Genomic DNA, 23,462 nt, shown 5'->3' on the forward strand with positions numbered 1-23,462 from the left:
GGCATCGGCCATGTCGCGACCATCGCACCGGCCGGGCGGCGCCGTCAACCACCATTTCGCCGGTCAGCGCGGTGTGGCGCGAGCGGGGTGGGCGGGAGTCACCGGTGTCCGCCCACCCCGGCCGGATCGTCGGCTCACACGTCGAGTTCCGCCTCGATGCGCCGGAGCTGGTGGCGGGCCATGGCCAGGTTGGAGCGGTCCCGGCGCAGGGCCACGTACAGGAACAGGCCCTTTCCGCCGGGGGCCGTCAGCGGCCGGATCATGTGGTACTGGGTGTCGAGCGTGATGAGGATGTCCTCGATCTTCTCGGAGAGGTTGAGCATCTCGATCGCGCGCAGCTTCGCGCGCACGACGTCCGTGTCGCCCGCGGCGGCGACCGTCAGGTCGAGATCCGTGCCGCCGCCGAGCGTGCCCAGGGCCATTCCGCTGGTGTGATCCACCAGGGCGACGCCGATGGTGCCGTCGATCTCCATGATCTCTTTGAGTGCGGTGTCCATGTCAGCCACGGGTTACCTCCGTCAGGGATGGAACGGCCCACCGGTCCTGGTGCCGGTGGTGCCCGGGTGGCGCGCGCGTCACCGCAGCGCCCTCAGCGCGCTGCGGATGCGTTTCAGCAGGACCTCGTCGGCGCCGGTGGGCTCCACCGCCGCCCGGCCGCCCAGCTCGGCGGGCAGCCGTGCGCCCGGCTCCCGGCGGGCCAGGCCGGGCGGCGGCAGTCGCGCGCCGTCCTCCGGCGGCGGGATCCCGCGTACGGCGGTGGCCGGGACGTACCCGGTCGGATGGTCGTCCGGTACGGCGGCACCCGATCCGGCCGGCGCGGCGATGACCGGACGGCTGACGTCCACGGCGGCACCACGGACCGGGGGCAGCCGGACGAACTCCGGTCGCCGGGCCGGGCGCTGCTGCGGCTCGGGCACCTCCAGCAGGCCGAGCGCACCGAGCCGGCGCAGCTCCTGGACGGTCGCGTACCCGGCCCGGCCGAGCAGTTGCGCCAGGTCCGCCGGGGTGCGCTGGCCGTCGGCGTGCACGATCAGCTCCCACTGCGGCGCGGTCAGCCAGACGCGTTCGACGCCGAGGCGGGCGGCCGGGATCACCGGGGCCGAGTCCAGCTGCGGGTACGGAAAGATCTCGTCGAGCAGCCGCTGCCGCCGCTGGGATTCGTGCTCCACCGCGCCCACGTCGATCCAGACCACCGCGCCCAGCCAATGTGCCTGCCCGGCCACCAGGTCGGCCCCGTCGGCCACCGGCCCCAGCGCGAAGTACGCGGCGTCGTACGTCGCGCCGTGCACGCACAGCTCCAGCTCGCCGCGGGTGAGATGGCCCTGGTCCAGCAGCAGCTGTCCGACCCGCGCCTGCGCGGCGCCGAGGTCGAGTGCGGCCTGCCAGGTGCGCGCCGCGAGCCGCCCCGACGAGGTCAGCAGCTCACCCACCCCGGGTGCGGCCGGCGACTCGGCGTAGGTGAGGAGCCCGTCGGTGAGGTAGAGGGTGCCGCCGGGGCGGCCCGTGACCACCAGCGCGCCGGTCCACCGCTCGGCGGCGGCCTGCCGCAGCAGCCGTCCGGGCGCTGCGGTCTCGGCCATCACGGTCACTCCTGTCCGGGGTCTCGTCGGGCTTCTCAGGTGCGACTGCCGTCGTCGTCACCGGGCTCAGGTGGCGACCAGGTCGAGCGCGAGCCGTTGCATCCGGTGCCGGGCCACCGCGAGGTTGCCGTGCAAGCGGTCGAGCCACACGTACAGCACCAGCCGGCTGTCGAAGTCGGTCTGCACCGGACGCAGCAGGTGGTATCCCACGGCGGTGGTGATGATCAGGTCCTCCAGCAGGTCGTGCGGTACGGCGGAGACGAACAGCGACCGGCTGTTCGCGGCCTGCAGCACCTCGGCCGTGCCCACCGCCGTGGCGTGATGATCGGAGTTGGGTGCGGCGCCGGTGGTGGCGACCGGAAACCCGGTGGTGTAGTCGACGATGCCGGCGCCGATCGCGCCCGGGATCGCCATGGCCTCCCGCAGACAGTTGTCGACGCCGGGCACATCTCTCCTCTGCGGCTCCCGCCGTTCCCCCTGCTCCGGCCGCCGGCGGGAGGTCCGGGCGTGGATGCGCGCCCTCGGCCGTGCTCCTGCGCGGGCCATCTTCTTGCCCCCCGCGGGCCGCCGGTCGCACTCGCTGTGCGTCACCGGCCGCGGCCGCCCGGACGACCACCGTTGCGACGTCTCCGCGGGCGCCACCGGGCCGTGACGCGTAGCATGATCTCGACCTTCGAGGCGGGAGGAGCCGCATGGCCAGCCGGTGGGAACAGGTCGTCGTGGACTCCGAGGATCCGGCGCGGCTGGCGCGCTGGTGGGCGGAGGCGCTCGGCTTCCAGATCGTCCACGAGGAACCGGACGAGGTGGAGATCCGCCGCACCCCGGACGCGCTGCCCGGCCTGCTGTTCCTCACCGTGCCGGACGCGAAGACGACCAAGAACCGGATCCATCTCGACCTGGTCCCCGACGACCAGGAGGCCGAGGTCGAGCGGCTGGTCGACATGGGTGCCCGCCCGGTCGACGTCGGCCAGGGCGAGGTGGGCTGGGTCGTGCTGGCCGACCCGGAGGGCAACGAGTTCTGCGTCCTGCGCGCCCGCACGCCCTAGTGTCGACGACGTGACCGCGGACGCCGAGCGGTGGGTGCCCGAGCCCGCCAAGGACAGCGGGTACGGGCGTACCCCGTTCGAGCGGGACCGCGCCCGGGTGTTGCACTCCGCCGCGTTCCGCCGGCTGGCCACCAAGACCCAGGTGCACACCGCGGGCTCCGACGACTTTCCGCGTACGCGGCTGACCCACTCGCTGGAGGTCGCCCAGATCTCCCGGGAGATGGGCGCCCGGCTGGGCTGCGACCCGGACGTCGTCGACGTCGCCGGGCTCGCCCACGATCTCGGGCACCCGCCGTTCGGCCACAACGGCGAGCAGGCCCTGGACGCGGTGGCCCAGCCGTGCGGCGGCTTCGAGGGCAACGCCCAGACGCTGCGGGTGCTCACCCGGCTGGAGGCCAAGGTCGTCGGTGCGGGCCTGAACCTCACCCGGGCCTCGCTGGACGCCACCGGCAAGTACCCGTGGCCCCGCAAGCCGGGCACCCGCAAGTTCGGGGTGTACGCCGACGACGCGGAGGTCTTCGCGTGGGTCCGCGCGGGCGCCCCGCCGGGCGAGCGCCGCTGCCTGGAGGCGCAGGTCATGGACTGGGCGGACGACGTCGCGTACTCCGTGCACGACGTGGAGGACGGCGTCCACGGCGGGTACGTGGCGCTGCGCCCGCTGCTGGACGACCCGGACGAGCGCGCCGCGCTGTGTGCGGACGCCGCCGCGGCGTACTCCGACGAGCCGGTGGACGCGCTGGCCGGCGCGCTCGATCAGCTGCTGGCCGACGAGGTGGTCCGCGCGGTTGCCGACTATGACGGCGGTTTCACCGCGCAGATCGCACTCAAGCGGATGACCAGCGTGCTCACCGGCCGGCTCGTGGCCTCCGCGGTCGGCGCCACCACCAGCCGGTACGGCACCGCTCCGGTACGCCGCTACGGCGCCGACCTGATCGTCCCCCGTACGGTGCGTAACCAGTGCGCCCTGCTCAAGGGCATGGCCCTGCGTTACGTGATGCGGGCCCGCGCCGCCGAGCAGTGGTATGCGCGGCAGCGGCAGATCCTGACGGAGCTGGTCGAGGTGCTGACCCGGCAGGCCCCGGACCATCTGGATCCGGTGTTCGCCCCGCTGTGGAAGGCCGCCGCCGACGACGCCGCGCGCCTGCGCGTGGTGATCGACCAGGTCGCGTCATTGACCGATCACGGCGCGGTGGCGTGGCACCGGACCCTCGTGGCGGATGCCGGGTAGCCCAGGGCAGGATGTACCGGTGGCCAGGGTCAAGGATGAGGACATCGCGCTGGTCCGCGACCGTACCTCGATCGCCGAGGTGATCAGTGAGACGGTGACGCTGCGCTCGGCGGGCGGCGGCAACCTCAAGGGCCTGTGCCCGTTCCACGACGAGAAGACCCCGTCGTTCACGGTCTCACCTGCCCGGAATGTCTATTTCTGTCACGGCTGCGGCGCCGGCGGCGACGCGATCAAGTTCCTCATGGACGCCGAGCACCTGACGTTCATCGAGTCGGTCGAACGCCTCGCCGGCAAGGCGGGCCTCCAGCTGCGCTACGAGGAGACCGGCCGTACCCCGGCGGGCCCGCGCCCCGCCGCGGGCCAGAAGCAGCGCCTGGTCGCGGCGCATGCCGCCGCGGCCGACTTCTACCGCGAGCAGCTCAGCACCCCCGCCGCGCGAGCGGCCCGCGAATTCCTCGCCCAGCGCGGCTTCGGCCGCGACGCCGCGCAGAGCTACGGCTGCGGCTTCGCGCCCGAGGGCTGGGACAACTTGACGAAGCACCTGCGCCAGCAGGGCTTCACCGCCGAGGAGCTGACCACCGCGGGGCTGGCCAAACCGGCCCGCTCCGGGTCGCTGATCGACCGGTTCCGGCGCCGCCTGATCTGGCCCATCCGTGATCTGACCAGTGACGTGATCGGCTTCGGCGCCCGCAAGCTGTTCGAGGATGACGACGGCCCGAAATACCTGAACACCCCCGAGACGCCGCTGTACAAGAAGTCCCATGTGCTCTACGGCATCGACCACGCGAAACGGGAGATCGCTCGGCAGGGCCGTGCCGTGATCGTGGAGGGTTACACCGACGTGATGGCCTGCCACGAGGCCGGGGTGCCGACCGCGGTGGCGACCTGCGGCACCGCGTTCGGCGCGGACCACATCGGGGTGCTGCGCCGGCTGCTGATGGACAGCGACAGCTTCGCCGGCGAGATCATCTTCACGTTCGACGGGGACGCGGCCGGGCAGAAGGCGGCGCTGCGGGCGTTCGAGGAGGATCAGCGCTTCGTCGGCCGTACCTTCATCGCCGTCAGCCCGGACAACATGGACCCGTGCGAGCTGCGCCTGGCCAAGGGCGACCTGGCCGTGCGCGACCTGGTCGCGCGCCGCGAGCCGCTGGTGGACTTCGCGCTGCGGCAGGTGCTGTCCCGCTTCGACCTGGACACCGTCGAGGGCCGGGTGGAGGCGATGCGGAAGGCCGCGCCGCTGGTCGCGAAGATCAAAGACCGGGAGAAGCGACCCGAGTACGCCCGCAAGCTCGCCGGCGATCTCGGCATGGACGTCGAGCCGGTGCAGCGGGCCGTGGCCGCCGCGGCCGGTGGCGAGTCGCCCGCCCCGTCGCCCCGGGTCCCGGCGCAGCCCACCGACAGCCCGCAGCGGCTGGTCGAGCGGGAGGCGCTGAAGCTGGCCCTGCAGGTGCCGGTGCTGGCCGGGCCGATGTTCGACGCCCTGGGCCCGGAGACCTACGGGCACCCGGTGTTGCAGGCCGTGCGGATCGCGATCGGGGAAGCGGGCGGCACGGCCGCGGCGACCGGCGGCGCGGTCTGGATCGAGGCGGTCCGGGACGCGTGCGCGGACCTGGGCGGCAAGGCCCTGGTCGGCGAGCTGGCGGTGGAGCCGTTGCACGTGGACGGCGAGCCCGACCCCCGGTACGTGCAGGTCACGCTGGCCCGGCTGCAGGTGGGCGCGGTGACCACCCGGATCCGGGATCTGAAGTCCAAGGTGCAGCGGGTCAACCCGGTGGCGCACAAGGACGAGTACCTGGCGCTGGCCGGGGAACTCTTCTCGCTGGAACAACACGCGCGCGCGCTGCGCGAGCAGGCGGCAGGTGGACTGTGAAGCTGCTACGACGACGTCCGAAGCTGCCCGCGGCTTCCCGGCCGGCCCTGCACCCCGAGGAGCGCGTGCTCGCCTGGGCGTACGTGGGCGAGCCGGGCGGCCCGGTGGTGGTGGCGACGAACCGGGGGCTGTGGCTGCCCGAGCGGGCCCGGATCGGCTGGCACGAGATCCACAAGGCGGCGTGGTCCGGGCGGGAGCTGCGGATCACCCCGGCCGAGGTGGCCGAGCAGCGCGACGGCTACACCGTCCTGGAGGACGGGCCGGTGGTGACGTGCCTGCTGCTGGAGCCGGGGGAGTTGCCCGATCAGGTGCGCGCCCGGGTGACCCGGTCGGTGGCGTACACCACGCATCACACGCTGACGTCCGGCGGGGTGCGGGTGGTGGGCCGTCGGGTCCCGGGCGCCGACGGCCTGAGCTGGGCGGTCCGCTACGACGCCGGAACCGAGGTGGACGCGGAATCGGTGGTGCAGGTGACCGACGAGCTGATCGAGACTGCGCGGGAGGCGATCGCCCCGCCTGCGTGAACCCGGCCCGCGATGTCGGACCCCCTCACTAGGGTGTGCCGGGTGAGCGACCAACCCCTCATCCACGCGCGCGGTCTGGTCAAACGGTTCGGTGATTTCACCGCGGTGGACGGCATCGACGTCGATGTGATGCGCGGGGAGTCGTTCGGCTTCCTCGGGCCCAACGGCGCGGGCAAGAGTTCCACCATGCGCATGATCGGCTGCGTGTCCCCGCCGACCGACGGGGTGCTGCGCATCCTCGGGCGGGATCCGCGCCGCGCCGGCCCGGCGATCCGCGCACGCCTGGGGGTGTGCCCGCAGCTGGACAACCTCGACCCCGAGCTGACCGTCCGGGAAAATCTGACGACCTACGCCCGGTTCTTCGGCATCCCCCGCCGGGTGGCCCGGGCGCGTGCCGCGGAGCTGCTGGAGTTCGTGCAGCTCAGCGAGCGGGCGACCAGCAAGGTGGAGCCGCTGTCCGGCGGCATGAAGCGGCGGCTCACGATCGCTCGCGCCCTGGTCAACGAGCCCGAGCTGATCCTGCTCGACGAGCCCACCACGGGCCTGGATCCGCAGGCCCGGCACCTGGTGTGGGAGCGGCTGTTCCGGCTCAAGCAGCAGGGCGTCACGCTCGTGCTCACCACCCACTACATGGACGAGGCCGAGCAGCTGTGCGACCGCCTCGTGGTGATGGACGGCGGCCGGATCGTCGCCGAGGGCTCGCCCCGGGCGCTGATCGAGCGGCATTCGACGCGCGAGGTGGTGGAGCTGCGGTTCAACGTGGAGTCGCAGGAGGCCTTCGCGGACAAGCTGGACGGTGTGGGGGAGCGGGTCGAGGTGCTGCCCGACCGGATCCTGCTCTACGTGGCGGATGGCGACGAGGCGGTGGCCGAGGTGCACCGGCGGGCGCTCGCCCCGGCCAGCGTGCTGGTGCGCCGCAGCAGCCTCGAGGACGTCTTCCTGCATCTCACCGGCCGGACGTTGGTGGACTGAGATGACCGCGACCCTCTCGGTGCTGGAGTATCACCTGGCCAGCTACCGCCGCATCTGGCGTTCCAGCGTGCTGTCGTCGTTCGTGCTGCCCCTGATGACCATGCTGGGCTTCGGGGTGGGCGTCGGGGCGTACGTCGCCGGTGGCGTCGACGGGGTGCCGTATCTGGACTGGATGGTGCCGGGGCTGATCGCCTCGACCGCCGCGCAGGTGGCGATCGGCGACTCGGCGTGGCCGGTGTTCGGCAACTTCGAGTGGACCAGGACGTATTTCGGTCAGGCCGCCGCCCCGCCGCGGGTCGCGGACATTCTCGCCGGGCACCTGGCGTTCGTCGTGTTCCGCGCGGTGACCGCGACGGGTGCCTTTCTGCTGATCGCCACCGCGTTCGGCACGATGCACTCGTGGTGGGCCCCGGTCACGGTGCTGGTGGGCGCGCTGCTCGGGCTCGCGGTGGCCACCCCGACGTTCGCGTACGCGGCCGCGGTGCGCAGCGACAGTTACCTGGCGATCCTGTTCCGGCTCGGGGTCCTGCCGATGTCGCTGTTCTCCGGGGTGTTCTTCCCGGTCGACTCGCTGCCCGACGTGCTGCGCTGGGTCGCGTACACGCTGCCGCTGTGGCATGCCGTGGATCTGAGCAGGGCCGCCACGCTCGGGGTCGCGCCGATGTGGTCGGTGACCGGGCATCTGGCGTATCTGGCGGTGTGGGCGGGTGCCGGATGGTGGCTGGCGTACCGGCGGTTCCACCGCCGGCTCGTGGTGTGAGGGGACGTGATGGTGACTCTGGTGCTGCCGCGGCTGGTGTCCTTCGAGGGCGCCGGGCGCCGCTCGGCGTCGGTGGTGGAGCGCAACGTCGCCGCGCTGCGCACCGCGTACTGGGTGGTGATGGTCTCCGGATTCCTGGAGCCGGTGCTCTACCTGTTCTCGATCGGGGTCGGCGTGGGCGCCCTGGTCGGCGACCTGACGCTGCCAGACGGCCGGGTGGTCGGATATGCCGCGTTCGTGGCCCCCGCGATGCTGGCGTCGTCGGCGATGAGCGGGGCGCTGTCCGAGACCACCTTCAACTTCTTCGGAAAGATGAAGTACATGCGGCTGTACGACGGGATGCTGGCCACCCCGGTCCGGCCGATCGAGGTGGCCTCCGGCGAGCTGGCCTGGGCCATGATCCGCGGCAACATGTACGCCGCGGCCTTCCTGGTGGTCATGGTGGTCATGGGTCTGACCTCGGCCGGGCTGGCCCCGGTGGCGTTCGCGGCCGCCGCGCTGGTGGGCTTCGCGTTCGGGGCGGCCGGGATGGCGCTGGCCACCTTCATGCGCAGCTGGCAGGACTTCGACCTGATGGTGGCGGTGCAGTTCGCGCTGTTCCTGTTCTCCGGGACGTTCGTGCCCGCGCAGGCGTACCCCGCGGTGCTGCGCTGGCTGGTGGAGGTGACCCCGCTGTACCGCTCGGTGCACCTGCTCCGGGGGATCACCACCGGGGTGTTCGCGCCGAGCCAGCTCGCCGACGTGGCCTACCTGCTGGTGCTGCTGGCGGTCGGGCTGACGGTGGCGGGGCGGCGGATGGAGCGCCTGCTGTGCAAGTGAGCGCAGCCCGCCGGCCCCGGGGCGGCTATCGCGACGGTCGGCGGCGGGATTAGACCCGACTGATGGCGGGAATCAGGGGGGCAGGTCGTACGCCGGTGCGCGGGCACCAGGCCCGGATCGTGCGGCGGCGGCCGGGCAGACGCACAGGTCCGGAGGGAAGCCCCGCCATGAAGCTCTTTCACAAGTCCGACGAGAGAACGGATGACGTGCGGGCCGCCGAGGCCGGCAAGCGCGACACCACCCGCAACGTCACGGGACTCGACCGCACCGATGCGGCGACCGACGACTCGCCGCCCGGCCCCGACGAGGGCCCGCGCGGCCCGTCGGACCTGCCCCGGGACAGCAAGGTGGCCGCCCTCAAGCGGACGTTCCAGCAGTTCTCGCAGGACAACATCTCTGACTGGGCCGCCGCGCTGACGTACTACGGCGTGTTGTCGATCTTCCCCGCGGCCCTGGTCCTGGTGTCGATCGTGGGCATGCTCGGCGCGGACGGCCAGCAGACCGTCCAGAACACGGTCCGGGAGATCGCCCCCAACGATCAGCTGCAGGGCCTCGTGAACACGGTGCTCGGGCAGGTGAAGGGCACGGGCACCGCAGGGCTGGCCGCGGTCATCGGTCTCGTGGTCGCGTTCTGGTCCGCGTCCGGATACATCGCCGCCTTCATGCGCGCCTCGAACGCCATCTACGACGTACCGGAGGGCCGCCCGATCTGGATGACCCTGCCGATCCGGGTCGGGGTCACCGCCGTCATCGGCATCATGCTCATGCTCTCCGCCGTCATCGTGGTCTTCACCGGTGATCTCGCCCGGGTCGTCGGCGACCAGCTGGGGCTGGGCGGCGCCGCCGTCACCACCTGGAACGTAGTCAAGTGGCCCGTGCTGGTGGTCCTGGTCAGCCTGATGTTCGCGATCCTGTACTGGGCCTCCCCGAACGCCAAGACGGGCGGCTTCCGGTGGGTCAGCCCCGGCGGCGTCTTCGCCGTGGTGCTGTGGATCGCCGCCTCGGCGGCGTTCGCGATCTACCTGGGCAACTTCGCCAACTACAACAAGACATACGGCACCCTGGGCGGTGTCATCGCCTTCCTGGTGTGGCTGTGGATCTCGAACATCGCGATCCTGCTCGGCGCCGAGCTGGACGCCGAGCTGGAGCGCGGTCGCGCGATCGCCGCCGGCCATTCGCCCGACGACGAGCCGTTCCTTCAGCTGCGTGACGACCGCAAGCTGAAGAAGGGCAGCGAGAAGGGCCTCAGCACGCGCAGCACCGCGGACGCGGGTACTCGATAGCGCAGGGTGTCTCGTCCGCCATTGACGTGATCGTGTCCGAACGTGCATTTGATGCACGACGGTCGTTGCTCTCCGTGGTGTGCCGACTTGTCCCCACGGCTTTCCTGAGCAGGTCACCGCAGGCAAGCTGACAGACGGGCGGCGATTCATGTCCGTCATCAAGGTCGCGTTCATGCCGGTCGCGGCGCCGTACCCCGCCCGCGCCGGTGATCCGGCGAGCCGTCCACCCGCGTATCCCGGGACGAGCAACCCATGGATGGAGGCGTCATGGCAACGCTGCGGTCCGCCACGCGTGAGTCGGAAGCCCACGATCAACCAGTCCATACTGGATTCCCGAGCGCGAGCCGATGCACGTGCATCTGCATCGGCGAACCCCTGGTTCCGGGAGGACACTGATGCGGTTGCGCCACCGTTCGGGTCGGATCGTCCACCTCGGCTGCGACCTCGACCTCCCGCCCGCCCGCGACCTCGGCACGCTCATCGCCCAGCTCGACACGTACGCGAACGCCGTGCGCGCCCGGCTCGACGTCGCCACCCTCGGCATCGGCCTCTGGCTACCCCCCGCCCTCGCGGCCCTCCTCGCCGGCAACGGCCGAGCCCGCATCCGGCTCCGTGCGGTGCTCGACGCCCACGGACTCGAGGTCGTCACCCTGAACGGCGTACGGTACGACGACAATCCAACTACTCAACGTGATCAGCCCGACTGGAGCGACCCGGCCCGGCTGGAGTACACCCTCGATCTCGCCCGCATCCTCGTCGACCTGCTGCCGGACGACACCGTCCGCGGCGCGGTCAGCACCCTCGGCCTGGGACGCCGCGACCAGTGGGACGCCGACCGGGAAAGATCCTGTGCCCGCATCCTCGGCCGGCTCTCCAGCGGACTCGCCGAGATCGCATGGCAGACCGGCCGCGCCGTCCGGGTCGGATTCCAGCCCGCGGCCGGGCACGTCCTCGACAGCGCCGGACAGACCCCAGCCGCGCTCGCGAACGCCGACAAGGATCGGCTCGGCGTCTGCCTCGACCTCGCCGACCTCGCCTGCAGCTGGCAGGACCCGGCCGATGCCATCACCCGGCTCGCCGATGCCGGACTGTCGGTCGTCCAGGCGAGGATCGCCGCCGCCCTGGAGGCCGCCGACCCCGACACGGCCGCCGACGCACTGTCGGCATACCTCGACGAGGGTCACCCGTACCCGGTCACGACGCCTGACGGCACCTACTTCGACGACCTGCCGCAGGCCCTCGCCGCTGCCCTGCCCGGCCCCTGGCGGATCCGATGTCCCGCACCGTTGCACACCGCGCCCGCGGCCGCGCTGGCCGCCACCACGGAGGTTTGGCGCACCGCGGTGCGCCAGCTGATGGCCGGGGACACCCCCGGCACCGAATTCCTCGACGTGGGCGCCGCCGGCACCTGGCCGCCGGGCCGATCGACCGACGTGACCGTGGACGCCGGCCAGCGGCACGGGTGGCCGACCGATCCGGTCACGCACGCTGACGCCATCGCGGCGGAGTATTCGTACGCCCACGCGGAGCTCACCGGCCGCGGCCTGTCGCCACCCACCACGGCCCGCGCCGCCTGAACCGCCGCGCCCACGCAACGGGGCCGCCCTGACAGGGCGGCCCCGTTCACGTGCGGCGGCTCAGTACGTCTTGCCGGCGCTGTTCGACCCGGACATCGAGTCGCTGGACGCCGTAACCTTCGCGGGGCGCGCGTTCGAGCCTCCTGAAGCCGGGGTCTCCGCCGAGTGCATCATCTCGCCGAGCTTCGACGAGTTGAGCTTGTCCTTGCCCTCGGCGTACAGCTTGTTGGCCTGCGCCTGGGCAACACCGGCGGCCTCCTGCACCGTCGGGTGCTCCCACACCTTCTTGGCGCTGGCCCGGATCTCCTCGTACTTCTCCCGGCCGGCCCGGCTGCCCAGGACGAAGCCCGCCGCGAGACCGCTGATGAACATGAGCTTTCCGCGCATGGCGGCTCCTTCCACTCGTGTGACGCCCGTGCGTCTGCGGTGGTACGTACCCATCCTGCCGGTCGGTCACACCCGCATTCCGCGTTTTGCCCATCCGGCGCGTCCCACCACCCGCCCGGCACAACACCCGCCGCATCCTGTACTGTGTATCGGGTCGCCACGACAACCGGACACCCGGCGCGTCGGCCGCGATCCCCTGTAGCTCAATTGGCAGAGCAGCCGGCTGTTAACCGGCAGGTTATTGGTTCGAGTCCAATCGGGGGAGCTTCTCTCCACGACCCGCCCACCAGGCGGGTTTTTGTTTGTCCTGCCCACGGCGGCACGCGACGTTAGGCTGGGTTCCGCGTCGAATGTCCGTTGGTGAGGTGCCCGTGTCCCAGCCCGCACAGGTCGACGTCGCCATCATCGGCGGCGGACTGGCCGGGCTGGCAGCTGCCCGCCGGCTCGACCGGGTCGGCGTCGACTGGCTGCTCGTCGAAGCGGCCGACCGGCTCGGCGGCCGGGTCGCCACCGACGTCGTGGACGGTTGGCGGCTCGACCGGGGCTTCCAGGTGCTCAACACCGCCTACCCCCGGCTGCCCGCACTGGTCGACCTCGGCGCGCTCGACCTGCGCTACTTCACGCCCGGAGTGCTGGTGCGCCGCGGCGGCACCCTGCACCGTCTCGAGAACCCGCTGCGCGACCCGCTCGCCGCGGCCCAGACGCTCGGCTCCGGCATCGGCAGCCTCGCCGATCGTCTCAAGTTCGCCGCGCTCGCCACCCGGTATGCCACCGCCGACCCGCGCAAGCTGCTCGAAGCGCCGGAGACCACCACCGAGGAGGCGCTGCGCCGCGCCGGACTGTCGTACCGGATCATCGAGGAGGTGCTGCGCCCGTTCCTGTCCGGCGTGTTCGCCGACCGGGCACTGGACACCTCCAGCCACGTCTTCGCCATGGTGCTGCGCTCGCTCGCCCGAGGACGGCTCGGGGTGCCCGCCGCCGGGATGGCGGCCGTGCCCGCGGCGGTCGCCGGGCCGCTGCCGTACCCACAACTGCTCGTCGGTGCCCGTGCGCTGTCGGTCAGCCCCGGCCGGGTGGTCACCGAACGCGGCGAGATCCACGCTCGCGCGATCATCGTCGCCACCGACCCGGTAACCGCGGCCACGCTGCTGCCCGCGCTGCCGCCACCGCGGATGCGCGGCCTGACCACCTACTACTTCGGTACGGCCGACCCGCCCATCGACGAAGCCACCCTCCTGATCGACGGCGACCGGCGCGAGATCATCGCGAACACGGTCGTCGTGAGCAACGCCGCCCCGGAATACGCCGCCGCCGGTCGTAGCCTGATCGCCGCCAGCGTCGTCGGGGTGTCGGCACCATCCGGAGCGTCCGAAGCCGTCGTCCGCACCGAACTGGCGCGGATGTACGGCGCTCCCACCGACGACTGGGAGCTGATCAGCATCGCCGCCGTCCCCGATGCCCTGCCGGTCGCCCCGGTGCCGCAGGGCCACCTGCGCAAGCCCGTCGACCTGGGCGATGGACTGTTCGTCGCGGGCGATCACCGTGACAGCCCTTCCATCCAGGGCGCCCTCGCGGGCGGCTGGCGCACGGCCGGTGCCGTGCTCGCGATGCTGGGGGCCACCCCGGCTGCGGTGTGACCTGCGCAGTCATCCGGACACGTGGGCGGGGGGCGCGTGGCTCGGTGGCCCGGAGTCGGACGTGCGGGATAGGATCGCCGCCGGTATGGGGGCGGTAGCTCAGTGGGTTAGAGCAGGGGACTCATAATCCCTCGGTCGCGGGTTCGAGTCCCGCCCGCCCCACCAGCGAAAGCGCGGTACGAACCCGCCTGATCGAGCGTCACATGACACGGTCCGTGACGCAAGCGGTGCTAGCGTCGGGCTCATGACGCGACAGGCGGCTCCCCGCCAGCGACAGCGCGGCACCATCGACACCCTGCCCAGCGGCGCGTTCCGCGTCCGCGTGTACGCCGGTGTTGATCCGCTGACGAAGCGGCGGCATGACCTCACCGAGGTCATCCCACCTGGCCCGAACGCGGCGCGTGAGGCGGAGAAGGCGCGGACCCGGCTCCTCAGTCAGGTGGACGAGCGGCGTAACCCGCGGACCCGGGCGACCATGAATCAGCTGCTGGATCGATGGCTCGAAGTGCTGCACGTCGAACCGTCCACGAGGCGTGGCTACGTCCTGAAGATCGAGAAGCACATCCGGCCGATGCTCGGCGGTGTCCAGGTGGCCAGGGTGGACGCCGAGCTGTTGGAGACCTTCTATGCCCGGCTGCGCAAGTGCCGGGATCACTGCGACGGGCGTCGGTACATCCAGCACCGGACGCAGCGGCCGCACGAGTGCGATGACCGGTGCCGCCGGCATGCCTGCGACGGGTTGTCCGCGTCCACGATTCGGCAGATCCACTGGATCCTCAGCGGTGCGCTGGATCGGGCGGTGCGGTGGAAGTGGATGGCGCTCAATCCGGCGGATCAGGCGGACAAGCCGGCGTTGCCGCATCCGGATCCGCAGCCGCCCAGCGTGGACGAGGCGGCGCGGATCGTGACCGAGGCGTGGCGGGACCCGGACTGGGGGACGTTCGTGTGGTGCGCCATGACGCTCGGGGCGCGCCGCGGCGAGCTGTGTGCGCTGCGCTGGCAGCACGTCGACCTGGACACCAACGTGGTGACCCTGCGCCGAGCGATCTCCGTGGGTGCCGACGGGGACCTGGTGGAGAAGGGCACGAAGACCCACCAGCAGCGGCGCACCGTCATTGACGTCGACACGGCGGAGGTGCTGGCCGAGCACAGGCGCCGGTGGGACGAACGGCTTCGGGCGCTCGGCCTGGAGTTGTCGCCCGCGGCGTACGTGTTCTCCCCGGCGCCGGACGGGAGTAGCTTCCCGGTGCCGGACACCATGACGCAGCGGTATGACCGGCTGGCCAAGCGCCTGGGGATCGCCAGTCACCTGCATGCGCTACGGCACTACTCGGCGACCGAGCTGATCGCTGCCGGCACCGATATCCGGACGGTGGCGGGCCGCCTGGGGCACGGCGGGGGAGGGGCAACGACGCTGCGCGTGTACGCCGCCTGGCTCAGCGAAGCCGACCAGCGGGCCGCGTCGGCTCTGTCTGGACGGATGCCGGCGCGGCCGACTGCCGACACGGGTGACGGCCCACGCTCGCCCACCTCAGGCTCTCGGCCGCCACGCCGGCCGCCGGCGCCGCGAGCGGCGAAAGAGGCGGCTCATGAGTGGTGGAAGCAGGAGGTAGCGGCTGGGAAGTCCCCGACCGGGGCGGATATTGCTCGCGTCGCCGACGTCGACCCGAGCGTGGGACGGCGCTGGCGCCGAGAGTGGACGTCGGGCGCCTGACCTGCGCGAAGGCGGCTAGCGCACGGCTCCTGCCCTGAACGGGCCGATCGCCACCACCCTCGTGCCCCAGATTGGCAGTCTCGTTGTCGCCAAACCGTCCTTACACTGTGGAAGGACGGCGGCCCGCGACCCGCGAAGTTGATCCCGCCTCCTACTCCCTACCGGGCTGGGCCAGGCCGTCGCCAAGCAAGCTCCACACGCTGGCCGCCAGCACCCCGATCAGGAGGATTGTGTCTGCCATCAGCCCAACCGGATTCACCTGGGACATCGACCCCTACGACTTCACCGACGGCGTGTACTACGTCCCCGCCGGGATGGAGTTGCAACCCCGTGAACCCGGCTGGGGGCATCCCGACCAGCCCGACCTGCGCGAGCGCGTGTCCGACGATCGGCCGCATGGCATTGGCGGCGGGAAACTGCTTTGCCTGCTGTGTATGCGGTTGCACGCCGATCGCGGCCTGCCGCCGACGCCTGTGTGGATGACGTTTGTCGACGGGCGCTACGGGCCGGTGTTCCGCCACGAAAATGGCCGCTCTCCGCGTGCGGAGCACACCCCCGAGAGCGACATCCACAAGGCCCTGAAGGAGCGCGAAGCCGGCACGTGGACTGCGGCCGGCGCGCAGGTCCGTCGCCGAGCAGGTGGTGCTTGCTGCCGGGTTTGCCGCGGTTGACCGGCGACGGGCCTGTCCCGGCGCCCCCCTTTTCGCGTCGATGTGGCTGCCGTCCATCGCCGCCCGCGACCAGTCGATGCGCCCGGCAGCGTTCAGCTCGGCCAGCAACAGCCGATGCAGCTGGTCGAACACGCCGGCGTCGGTCCATCGTTTCAGCCGTCGCCAGCACGTCATCCCGGAGCCGAACCCGAGTTCCTGAGGCAGGCCTTCCCAGCCAATGCCGGTTTAGAGCACGAACAGGATGCCTCGCAGACACAACCGATCCAGCACCGGCCGCGGCCCGGGAGGCTTGTCCGGCCACGCTGGCAGCAACGGCTCGATACGGTCCCACAGCTCGTCCTCGACGACCCACGGCTTGCTCACACCGGGCGAACGAGACTGATCTTCACATCGCCGCGCTGATCAACACCGATTTGTCAGATCGTGTTAGGAGCTCTAGGCAAAATTGCCAGACTCGGTGAAGTCGCCTGTAGCGCTCACGTGGGCAAGCCTCATACCCATCCCAAGCCCCAAATTCCATCGGAGCTCCGGATGGGCGATCGGCTGAGATGGACGATCCGGGTTCGCGGGGCATTCGATGGCTGGAGGAAGTGCATGGATTTCAGCCCTGACGACGACCACGCAGGCCGCGGAGTTGAGGTGCTCTGTGGTGGTTCACGCAGGCACGGAATTCCTTGCGAGCACCGCATCCACAACCCGCCGCACCTCAATGACTTGGTTATGTCATGGGCTGCGCTTCACGGAAGCATCCTGATGAGATCAGGATAGCGAGAGCATCGGGAGAAGTGGTGCTGGACAGCGTGAAATCGATGCCTGCCCGCGGATCTTTTGCCGAGAGTACCCCTTCGTTAAGTTCCTGCCTGAAACGGTCGTCAGTTATCTTCCAGCCGAGGTCCCGCCAGTGCTTCTGTACGAGTTTGAATGCGTTAGGGTGCCTGGCGCCAGGGAGGTCGATGTTGTAGAAGCCTAGAACGTATTTCACCTGGCCCGTTGCGTCGCCAACCCTATTGTCACATTCTGCCGAATGCACGTTCCGCCTTACAAGTTTTCCATTTCCGGCGATGTTAGCGACTGCGCTCGCGAGTTCGTTCACCTCAGCACTCACGCTCATCTCGGTGGCGGATCTCACATTTCCTTGATCTTGGTTAGCGTTTTGGCTGCAGCCACTCATGGCAAGCAGAACGGCCGACAACACTCGGCTGAGGCGCCGCGGTCTGCCGTTCTGACTGCCATGAATCTTCATTGTCTTCCCGTCAGGAGATGTCAGGTGGGGCCTCGCCGTGCACTAGGTCAACGAGGCTGTATTTGCCGGTAACCACTGCAGCCTGGTTATGAAGGCTCCTCGTGCTTTCTTTCCAGTAGGCACTATGCCCACTGGTGTCAACGACGTATTGGTTCGCCCCGAATTCTGGCTCATGTGGGCTGATCTCGTGGCCGTCTACATAGGCGGCGGTGATCCAGGTTCCGACAATCGGCACGAGATCGGCGTAGTCGCCGACAAGCTCGGGATGTGCGACTATATCGTCATCGGCTGCGCCCGCCCAAATATGCCTTGGATCCACCATCAAGTCCCCGATGTTTTCGGTGTCCATGCCAGGGCTGCCAGCCACGAGAAGGTCGTCTGCGTGGAGGTTTCCTGTGAGGGCAGCTTCGCCGACCACGGTTGAGCCGTAGGAATGGGCCGCAGCCGTGAGATGGTACGGGCCAGGGCCGTGGGTGATCCAGAGCGCGTCAACGAACCGGTTCAACGGCCCTGCTCCAGCTTTGGCGCGGTATTCCAGTGCGACGGACAGATCGACTTCCGGTGCATCGTAGCCGAGCCAATATATGGTCGAGACTTCAACCTCTCCATTCACAAGGGCGGATGCCATGCCCTGTAGGTTGTGGACCCGATCGACATTGCTATGGGTGCTGTCCAGTGTAGTGCCGAGGCCAGGAACCCATACTGCAGTGTGGCGCGCTCTGTCCGGGTTGTGGTCGGCGATGATGACCTTGCCGTCCCCAGCGAAGGCCACTCCGACGAGGAAGCCTACGCCGTCACCGAGCTTTTCCTCCAATGCCTTCTCGATCTGGGTGACTCGGTCCTGCTCATTGTCGATGGTCTTGAGTAGCTGCTTAAGGTCGTAGATCCTCGGATTTCCCTCAACAAGGGTGGCGAGTTCGTCCGTGTATTGCTTTTTCCAGCGGGGAAGGTCCTCTTTGCGCGACGCCAGTACCATGCGGTTGGCCTTGTCGCGGTCGGCGATAGGCACGCCGTCGATCCACCCAACGCGCTCAGGATGATCTTGGGTCATGTACTGACGCTGGGTGTCGGTCAGGCTCCGCCACCACCTGTTGCTGTCCTCGGCTGACCCGGAATTGACAGGTGCCTGGGGGCGGATGCGGCGCAGGGTGATGGCGCCGTAATAGTTGTCCAGTGTGTACAGGTCGGAACCGTCGTAGGTAAGGCCGAGAGCCGTGCCGTCCCACGGAAGGGCGAATGTGCCGTCCGTGCTCTCAGTCCAAACCCCGGTTTTGGATCCATCTGCCTTGTTGATGGCAGCAAGTTCCGGGGGCCGGGGGGTGCCGTAAGGCTGAGGTTCCGGCAGGTTGGGCCGGGGTGCCTTGATGTAGAGGTAGTCACCGACAGAGATCATCATTCCGTCGAGGGCGTAGGGAATCTGGGTGGCCACGGTGGTGACCTGACCCGCTGGGCCGTCGATGGGCAGCCCGGGCCGCGGTGATGGTGTGACTTTCAGCAGGGTTTGGTCGGAAGCAACCCAGACATGGGAGTCGTCGGCGGCGATCGCCCGATACGAGCCGGGGGTGATGTTGTCGGCCAGGGTGGTTGTCACGCCGGTTTGCAGGTCGTACTGGGTCAGTTTGTAGCTGTAGAGGGTGTAGAGCTGGTGTCCGGCGATGGCGTACCGGGTGAGGTACGGGTCGCCGGTGGGGGCGTTGATCAGGCGGGTGGTGGCGCCGTTGACCGGGTTGACGGCGCGGACGCGGTCGCAGGTGACGATGTAGACGACGGAGCCGTCGGCGCCGATGACCCGTGGTTCGTTGAACCGCGCTGCCGCGCCGGTGTCGGCGTCGGCGCAGCCGAGGGGGCCGTTGGCGGCGGTGGGGCCAGCCAGGACCGCGCTGTCACCGGTCTGAGTGTTGGTCTTGATGATCTGGTGACCTTCCGCGGCGAACACAAACTGTCCAATCGCGGCGATACCACGTGCGTCGGTGGTGGGGATGGTCGAGATCATGCTGATCGAAGCCGGGTCGATCTTCGGGCCGGTGAACGCGGGTTGCCACGTGCGGGTGGTGGCGGTGATGCGGGTCAGGCCATGGTTGTCGGCGGCGTAGAGGGCGTCGCCGTCGGTGGCTAGGCCGCTGGGTGCGGTCAGCACCAGCTGGTCGGTGCCGGTGTCGCCGGTGATCAGCTGGGTGGCGCCGTCGTCCTTTCTGATCCGCACGATCAGGTTGTCGAACGTGGTGGCGTAAAGGTAGTCACCCGCCGAGGTCATGCGGCCGACCGTGACCACGCCGATGGGCGAGGCAGCCCAGGACTTGGTTGCGAGGTCCAATCGCATGAGGGTGTTTTCGCTGGTTACCCAGACCGCATTGTCATCGGCGCCCATCGCCCTATTGGGGCTGGCGGTGACGTTGTCGGCCAGGGTGGTTGTCACGCCGGTCTGCAGGTCGTACTGGGTCAGTTTGTAGCTGTAGAGGGTGTAGAGCTGGTGTCCGGCGATGGCGTACCGGGTGAGGTACGGGTCGCCGGTGGGGGCGTTGATCAGGCGGGTGGTGGCGCCGTTGACCGGGTTGACGGCGCGGACGCGGTCGCAGGTGACGATGTAGACGACGGAGCCGTCGGCGCCGATGACCCGTGGTTCGTTGAACCGCGCTGCCGCGCCGGTGTCGGCGTCGGCGCAGCCGAGGGGGCCGTTGGCGGCGGTGGGGCCAGCCAGGACCGCGCTGTCACCGGTCTGAGTGTTGGTCTTGATGATCCGGTGATCCGCTGAGGTGAAGACGTAGTCACCGATGACCGCGGCGCCGTGGTGCGTCCCGGTAGGCATGTCTGAGCCCAGCCGTGCACCCTTACCCGCGCTCATCACCGGGCCCGACGCGGGCGCCGCATAGATCTTCCAGTCCAGGCTCTTGGTGTTCTTGCGTCCTGCCGCGTCGGTGACAGTGATGGTGGCGCGGTAGGAGCCGGCGGTCGTGGCGGTGCCGCTGATGGTGCCGGTTTCCGCAGCGATGCCGAGACCAGGTGGTAGGCCGATAGCGGTCCAAGCGTAGGGAGTGGTGCCGTCGGTTGCGATTACGGGCAGATGGTTCGTGCCTCCTTCGTCACCTGCCTGAGGGCTCAGCGCGGCAATGGTCGGCGAAGTCCGCACGTCCCAGACGAAACCGGTGGTCGCGGTGCGACCCTGGGCGTCGGTGGCCCGGACCGTGACCGCCCAAGTGGCGACTGTCGTGGGAGTGCCGGTGATGACACCGGTGCTGCTGTTGATCGTGAACCCGTCAGGCAGGCCGACCGCGGTCCAGGTGTATGGGGCCGTGCCGCCGTCGGCGGCGGCGGTAAGGGAGGCGGGTAGGCCCACGGTCCCGTTCTGATTCGCGATCGCGGCCACCATGATGGAGGCGCTGATGCTCCAGCTGAAGGTAATGGTGGCGGTGCGCTCGGCGGCGTCGGTGACGGTGATGGTCACGGCGAAGTCGCCGGCGGTGGTCGGGATGCCGGTGATTGCGCCGGTCGATGCGTTGATCGAGAGGCCTGTGGGCAGCCCGGTAGCGGTCCACGTATACGGACCGGTGCCGCCGCTTGGGGCGAGGGTGGTCGACACGGAGGTGCCCGCGGCGTCGTTCTGGGTGCCGGGGTTGGTCACGGCGACCGGGTCGGCGACCCTCATTGGGAAGGACACCGTGTTGGCGATCTTGAGATCGTCGGTGACGGTCACCGTGACCGTGGTGGTCGTGAGCATGGTGGGGGTGCCGGAGATGACACCGGTTGAGGTGTTGATTGACAGGCCGGACGGCAGCCAGGCGGCGGCCCAGGTATAGGGGGCTTTGCCGCCGGTGGCGGTGATGGGAAGGGACATGGGCACGCCGATGGTGCCGACCTTGGGGCCGGGGTCGGTCAGCTGTGCGGCGGGACCGATGTTCCAGGTGAAGCCCGTCGCGCCGGAGGTGCCGGCGGTGTCGGTGGCGGTGGCGATGACCGCGTAGGCGCCATCGGCGGTGGGGGTGCCGGCGATGACGCCAGTCGACGGGTTGATGGACAGCCCGGAGGGCAGGCCGGTGGCGGTCCAGGTGTACGAGGCGGTACCGCCCTTCGCCACCAGAGCGAGGTCGGCGATGGCGACGCCGTTGCCGTTGCCGCGGTTGCCGGGGTGCGGCACGATCACACCGGTGGCGAAGCCGAACGACGCGGTGCCGGGGATACCGGCGGCGTCGGTGGCAGTCACCCGCGTCGTGTAGTTGCCCGCCGTGGTTGGCGTTCCGGACAGAACACCCGTCGACGCATTGATCGTGATGCCCGGGGGAAGACCTGTGGCGGACCAGGTGTACGGGGCGGTGCCACCGCTGGCGGTGATGGTCTTCGAGTACGCGATCCCAGTCGGGGCCGCCAGGCCACCCGGGTTAGCCACGGTGACCGACCCGATCTTCCATGTCAGGGACAAGGTTCCGGTGCGTCCGGCGCTGTCGGTGGCGGTCACCGTGACCGCGTCGGTGCCCGTAGTCGTGGGGGTGCCGGTCACCGTACCGGTCGAGGCGTTGATGGACAGGCCGGCGGGCAGGCCGGTGGCGGTCCAGGTGTAGGGGTACTTGCCGCCGCCCGCGCTGAACGTGGTCGAAACCGGTGCACCGACGCCGTCGTTCTGGGTACCGGGATCGACCACCACGACGGCCGGAGCCACGGCGATCTGGAACGACACCGAGGTGGCGATATCGAGGTTGTCGGTAACGGTCACCTTGACCGCAGTCGTCGTCGCCGAGGTCGGCGTGCCGGAGATGACCCCGGTCGACGTGTTGATCGACAGACCTGACGGCAGAAACGAGGCCGCCCACGTGTACGGCGCCTGCCCACCAGACACGGTGATCGGCAGGGACAAGGGCACGCCGATGGTGCCCACCTTGGGGCCGGGGTCGGTCAGCTGCGGGGCGGGGCCGACGTTCCAGGTGAAGCCGGTCGCGCCGGAGACGCCGGCGGTGTCGGTGGCGGTGGCGATGACCGCGTAGGCGCCATCAGCGGTGGGGGTGCCGGAGATGACACCGGTCGAGGCGTTGATGGACAGTCCGGCGGGCAGGCCGGTGGCGGTCCAGGTGTAGGAGGCGGTGCCGCCGTTTGCGACCAGGGCGAGGTCGGGGATGGTGATGCCGTTGGCGTTGCCGCGGTTGCCGGGGTGCGGGACGATCACGCCGGTGGTGATGCTGAACGACGCGCTGCCAGCAACACTGGCGGTGTCGGTGGCGGTCACCGTCGTCGGGTAGGTGCCCTTCGTGGTGGGGGTACCGGAGATGACGCCGGTGGACGCGTTGACCGTCAGGCCGGGGGGCAGGCCGGTGCTCGACCACGTGTACGGGGCGGCGCCGCCCTGCGCGGTGATCGTCTTAGAGAAGGCGACGTTGGTCGGGCCCACCTGGTTGCCCGGGCTGGTCACGACGACGCCGGTGGCCCAGGTGAACGAGGCGTTCGCACTCGCTGTCGTCGCGTCCCGCACGTTCACGGTGACCGGGTAGCTGCCCGCCGTCGACGGCACACCCGAGACGGCGCCGGTGCCGGCGTTGATGGCCAGGCCGGGGGGCAGGCCGGTGGCGGACCACGTGTACGGCGCCGTGCCGCCCGCAGCTGCCATAGGCCGTGACACGGAGATCCCGGTCGGGCTGGATTGGGCTCCGGGGTTAGTCACCGTCAGCGCTGCGGCCCATGCCGGCGGCGAGACGAACCCTGCCAGCAATGCCGCCACACACGTGAACGCCAGCAGCACCATCGCGCGCGAACGCCCGCGGCTCCCACCCAGAGAACCCGGTGCCATACGCAGTCCGTGATCCGTCATGCCCAACCTTCCACGCCCAATGAGACAGAGGAAAGCTAGGGATTCGCGGCCTATGCCTGACACCGGCAACGGTCCAGCCAGGGGCTAACAGACGGTGTCGCACGCCTGCAGCACGGACTCGACTCGATGACCGAACGAACGAGATCCGTTCAGGAAACCCTCAAGATCGCGCATCGGGAAAGTGCAATGAAACCACCGGTCACGCCAGCAACAGCTTGCTGTGAGTTCGTTAGGAAGATCTCATAGAAAGGGCTAAGCCGCCTTAAGCGCATTAGCGCATCCAGACGCTGGTGCCGTGTAGAGGTTTGCCCTCAACACCATCGTCGCGATTCAGATCGACGCCGATCGGCCGGACGAGCT

At 69.8% G+C, this 23,462-nt stretch carries 18 protein-coding genes, 2 tRNA genes and 1 pseudogene; 14 read left to right on the forward strand and 7 right to left on the reverse strand.

Annotation, left to right across the window (positions count from 1 at the left end):
- Window positions 1-134: 134 nt before the first annotated feature.
- The 3 genes from ACMCNO_RS09805 to ACMCNO_RS09815 form a co-directional block, all read right to left on the reverse strand.
- On the reverse strand, window positions 135-506 hold the full coding sequence (locus ACMCNO_RS09805) for a hypothetical protein (protein WP_412749089.1): 372 nt from the start codon (window positions 504-506) through the stop codon (window positions 135-137).
- A 69-nt stretch (window positions 507-575) separates the two neighbouring features.
- The gene (locus ACMCNO_RS09810) at window positions 576-1,580 is read right to left on the reverse strand and encodes a DUF4388 domain-containing protein (RefSeq protein WP_412749090.1); all 1,005 of its coding nucleotides are present in this window, start codon (window positions 1,578-1,580) and stop codon (window positions 576-578) included.
- 66 nt (window positions 1,581-1,646) lie between these two features.
- Window positions 1,647-2,027 carry a hypothetical protein gene (locus tag ACMCNO_RS09815; protein ID WP_412749091.1) on the reverse strand — a complete coding sequence of 127 codons (381 nt, stop codon included), beginning with the start codon at window positions 2,025-2,027 and terminating at the stop codon, window positions 1,647-1,649.
- 245 nt (window positions 2,028-2,272) lie between these two features.
- On the opposite strand from ACMCNO_RS09815, the gene ACMCNO_RS09820 reads away from it, so the two are divergent.
- The 9 genes from ACMCNO_RS09820 to ACMCNO_RS09860 all read left to right on the forward strand — a co-directional run bounded on the left by ACMCNO_RS09820 (window position 2,273) and on the right by ACMCNO_RS09860 (window position 11,659).
- Window positions 2,273-2,626 (forward strand): VOC family protein, encoded by a 354-nt coding sequence (locus ACMCNO_RS09820; RefSeq protein ID WP_412749092.1) that lies wholly within the window; start codon window positions 2,273-2,275, stop codon window positions 2,624-2,626.
- A 10-nt stretch (window positions 2,627-2,636) separates the two neighbouring features.
- A complete protein-coding gene (locus ACMCNO_RS09825; protein WP_412749093.1) occupies window positions 2,637-3,854 on the forward strand; it encodes a deoxyguanosinetriphosphate triphosphohydrolase in 1,218 nt (405 codons plus the stop codon).
- 19 nt (window positions 3,855-3,873) lie between these two features.
- A complete protein-coding gene (gene dnaG / locus ACMCNO_RS09830) occupies window positions 3,874-5,724 on the forward strand; it encodes a DNA primase (RefSeq protein ID WP_412749094.1) in 1,851 nt (616 codons plus the stop codon).
- Window positions 5,721-6,248: a hypothetical protein gene (locus ACMCNO_RS09835; protein WP_412749095.1), complete on the forward strand. Its 528-nt coding sequence runs from the start codon at window positions 5,721-5,723 to the stop codon at window positions 6,246-6,248. The genes dnaG and ACMCNO_RS09835 overlap by 4 nt, the downstream gene beginning before the upstream one ends.
- Before the next feature lie 12 nt (window positions 6,249-6,260).
- On the forward strand, window positions 6,261-7,220 hold the full coding sequence (locus ACMCNO_RS09840) for an ABC transporter ATP-binding protein (RefSeq protein ID WP_412749096.1): 960 nt from the start codon (window positions 6,261-6,263) through the stop codon (window positions 7,218-7,220).
- 1 nt (window position 7,221) lies between these two features.
- On the forward strand, window positions 7,222-7,980 hold the full coding sequence (locus ACMCNO_RS09845) for an ABC transporter permease (RefSeq protein WP_412749097.1): 759 nt from the start codon (window positions 7,222-7,224) through the stop codon (window positions 7,978-7,980).
- A gap of 9 nt (window positions 7,981-7,989) precedes the next feature.
- The gene (locus tag ACMCNO_RS09850) at window positions 7,990-8,799 is read left to right on the forward strand and encodes an ABC transporter permease (RefSeq protein ID WP_412749098.1); all 810 of its coding nucleotides are present in this window, start codon (window positions 7,990-7,992) and stop codon (window positions 8,797-8,799) included.
- Between the two features lie 167 nt (window positions 8,800-8,966).
- Window positions 8,967-10,082: a YihY/virulence factor BrkB family protein gene (locus ACMCNO_RS09855; protein WP_412749099.1), complete on the forward strand. Its 1,116-nt coding sequence runs from the start codon at window positions 8,967-8,969 to the stop codon at window positions 10,080-10,082.
- Window positions 10,083-10,477: 395 nt separating this feature from the next.
- On the forward strand, window positions 10,478-11,659 hold the full coding sequence (locus ACMCNO_RS09860; RefSeq protein ID WP_412749100.1) for a sugar phosphate isomerase/epimerase family protein: 1,182 nt from the start codon (window positions 10,478-10,480) through the stop codon (window positions 11,657-11,659).
- 60 nt (window positions 11,660-11,719) lie between these two features.
- On the opposite strand, the gene ACMCNO_RS09865 is transcribed toward ACMCNO_RS09860, so the two are convergent.
- Window positions 11,720-12,046, reverse strand: coding sequence for a hypothetical protein (locus tag ACMCNO_RS09865; RefSeq protein WP_412749101.1), 327 nt, complete (start codon window positions 12,044-12,046; stop codon window positions 11,720-11,722).
- Window positions 12,047-12,238: 192 nt separating this feature from the next.
- Here ACMCNO_RS09865 and ACMCNO_RS09870 point away from each other — a divergent pair.
- The 5 genes from ACMCNO_RS09870 (at window position 12,239) to ACMCNO_RS09890 (ending at window position 16,068) form a co-directional block, all read left to right on the forward strand.
- Window positions 12,239-12,311 (forward strand) — tRNA-Asn (locus tag ACMCNO_RS09870).
- 106 nt (window positions 12,312-12,417) lie between these two features.
- The gene (locus ACMCNO_RS09875; protein WP_412749102.1) at window positions 12,418-13,683 is read left to right on the forward strand and encodes an FAD-dependent oxidoreductase; all 1,266 of its coding nucleotides are present in this window, start codon (window positions 12,418-12,420) and stop codon (window positions 13,681-13,683) included.
- An 88-nt stretch (window positions 13,684-13,771) separates the two neighbouring features.
- Window positions 13,772-13,848, forward strand: a tRNA-Ile gene (locus ACMCNO_RS09880).
- Between the two features lie 79 nt (window positions 13,849-13,927).
- Window positions 13,928-15,397 (forward strand): tyrosine-type recombinase/integrase, encoded by a 1,470-nt coding sequence (locus tag ACMCNO_RS09885; RefSeq protein WP_412749103.1) that lies wholly within the window; start codon window positions 13,928-13,930, stop codon window positions 15,395-15,397.
- A gap of 230 nt (window positions 15,398-15,627) precedes the next feature.
- Complete coding sequence (locus tag ACMCNO_RS09890; protein WP_412753919.1) at window positions 15,628-16,068, forward strand: hypothetical protein; 441 nt, start codon at window positions 15,628-15,630, stop codon at window positions 16,066-16,068.
- On the opposite strand, the pseudogene ACMCNO_RS09895 reads toward ACMCNO_RS09890, so the two are convergent.
- From ACMCNO_RS09895 to ACMCNO_RS09905, 3 genes and pseudogenes are all read right to left on the reverse strand, one after another.
- Window positions 16,025-16,431: pseudogene (locus ACMCNO_RS09895) on the reverse strand (transposase); the annotation flags it as partial. The gene ACMCNO_RS09890 and the pseudogene ACMCNO_RS09895 sit on opposite strands and share 44 nt — an antisense overlap.
- 355 nt (window positions 16,432-16,786) lie before the next feature.
- Window positions 16,787-17,173, reverse strand: a complete 387-nt coding sequence (locus ACMCNO_RS09900; RefSeq protein WP_412749104.1) for a hypothetical protein — start codon at window positions 17,171-17,173, stop codon at window positions 16,787-16,789.
- A 148-nt stretch (window positions 17,174-17,321) separates the two neighbouring features.
- Complete coding sequence (locus ACMCNO_RS09905; protein WP_412749105.1) at window positions 17,322-23,036, reverse strand: putative Ig domain-containing protein; 5,715 nt, start codon at window positions 23,034-23,036, stop codon at window positions 17,322-17,324.
- Window positions 23,037-23,462: the final 426 nt, after the last annotated feature.

Source organism: Krasilnikovia sp. M28-CT-15, assembly GCF_047159595.1.
GTDB lineage: Bacteria > Actinomycetota > Actinomycetes > Mycobacteriales > Micromonosporaceae > Actinoplanes.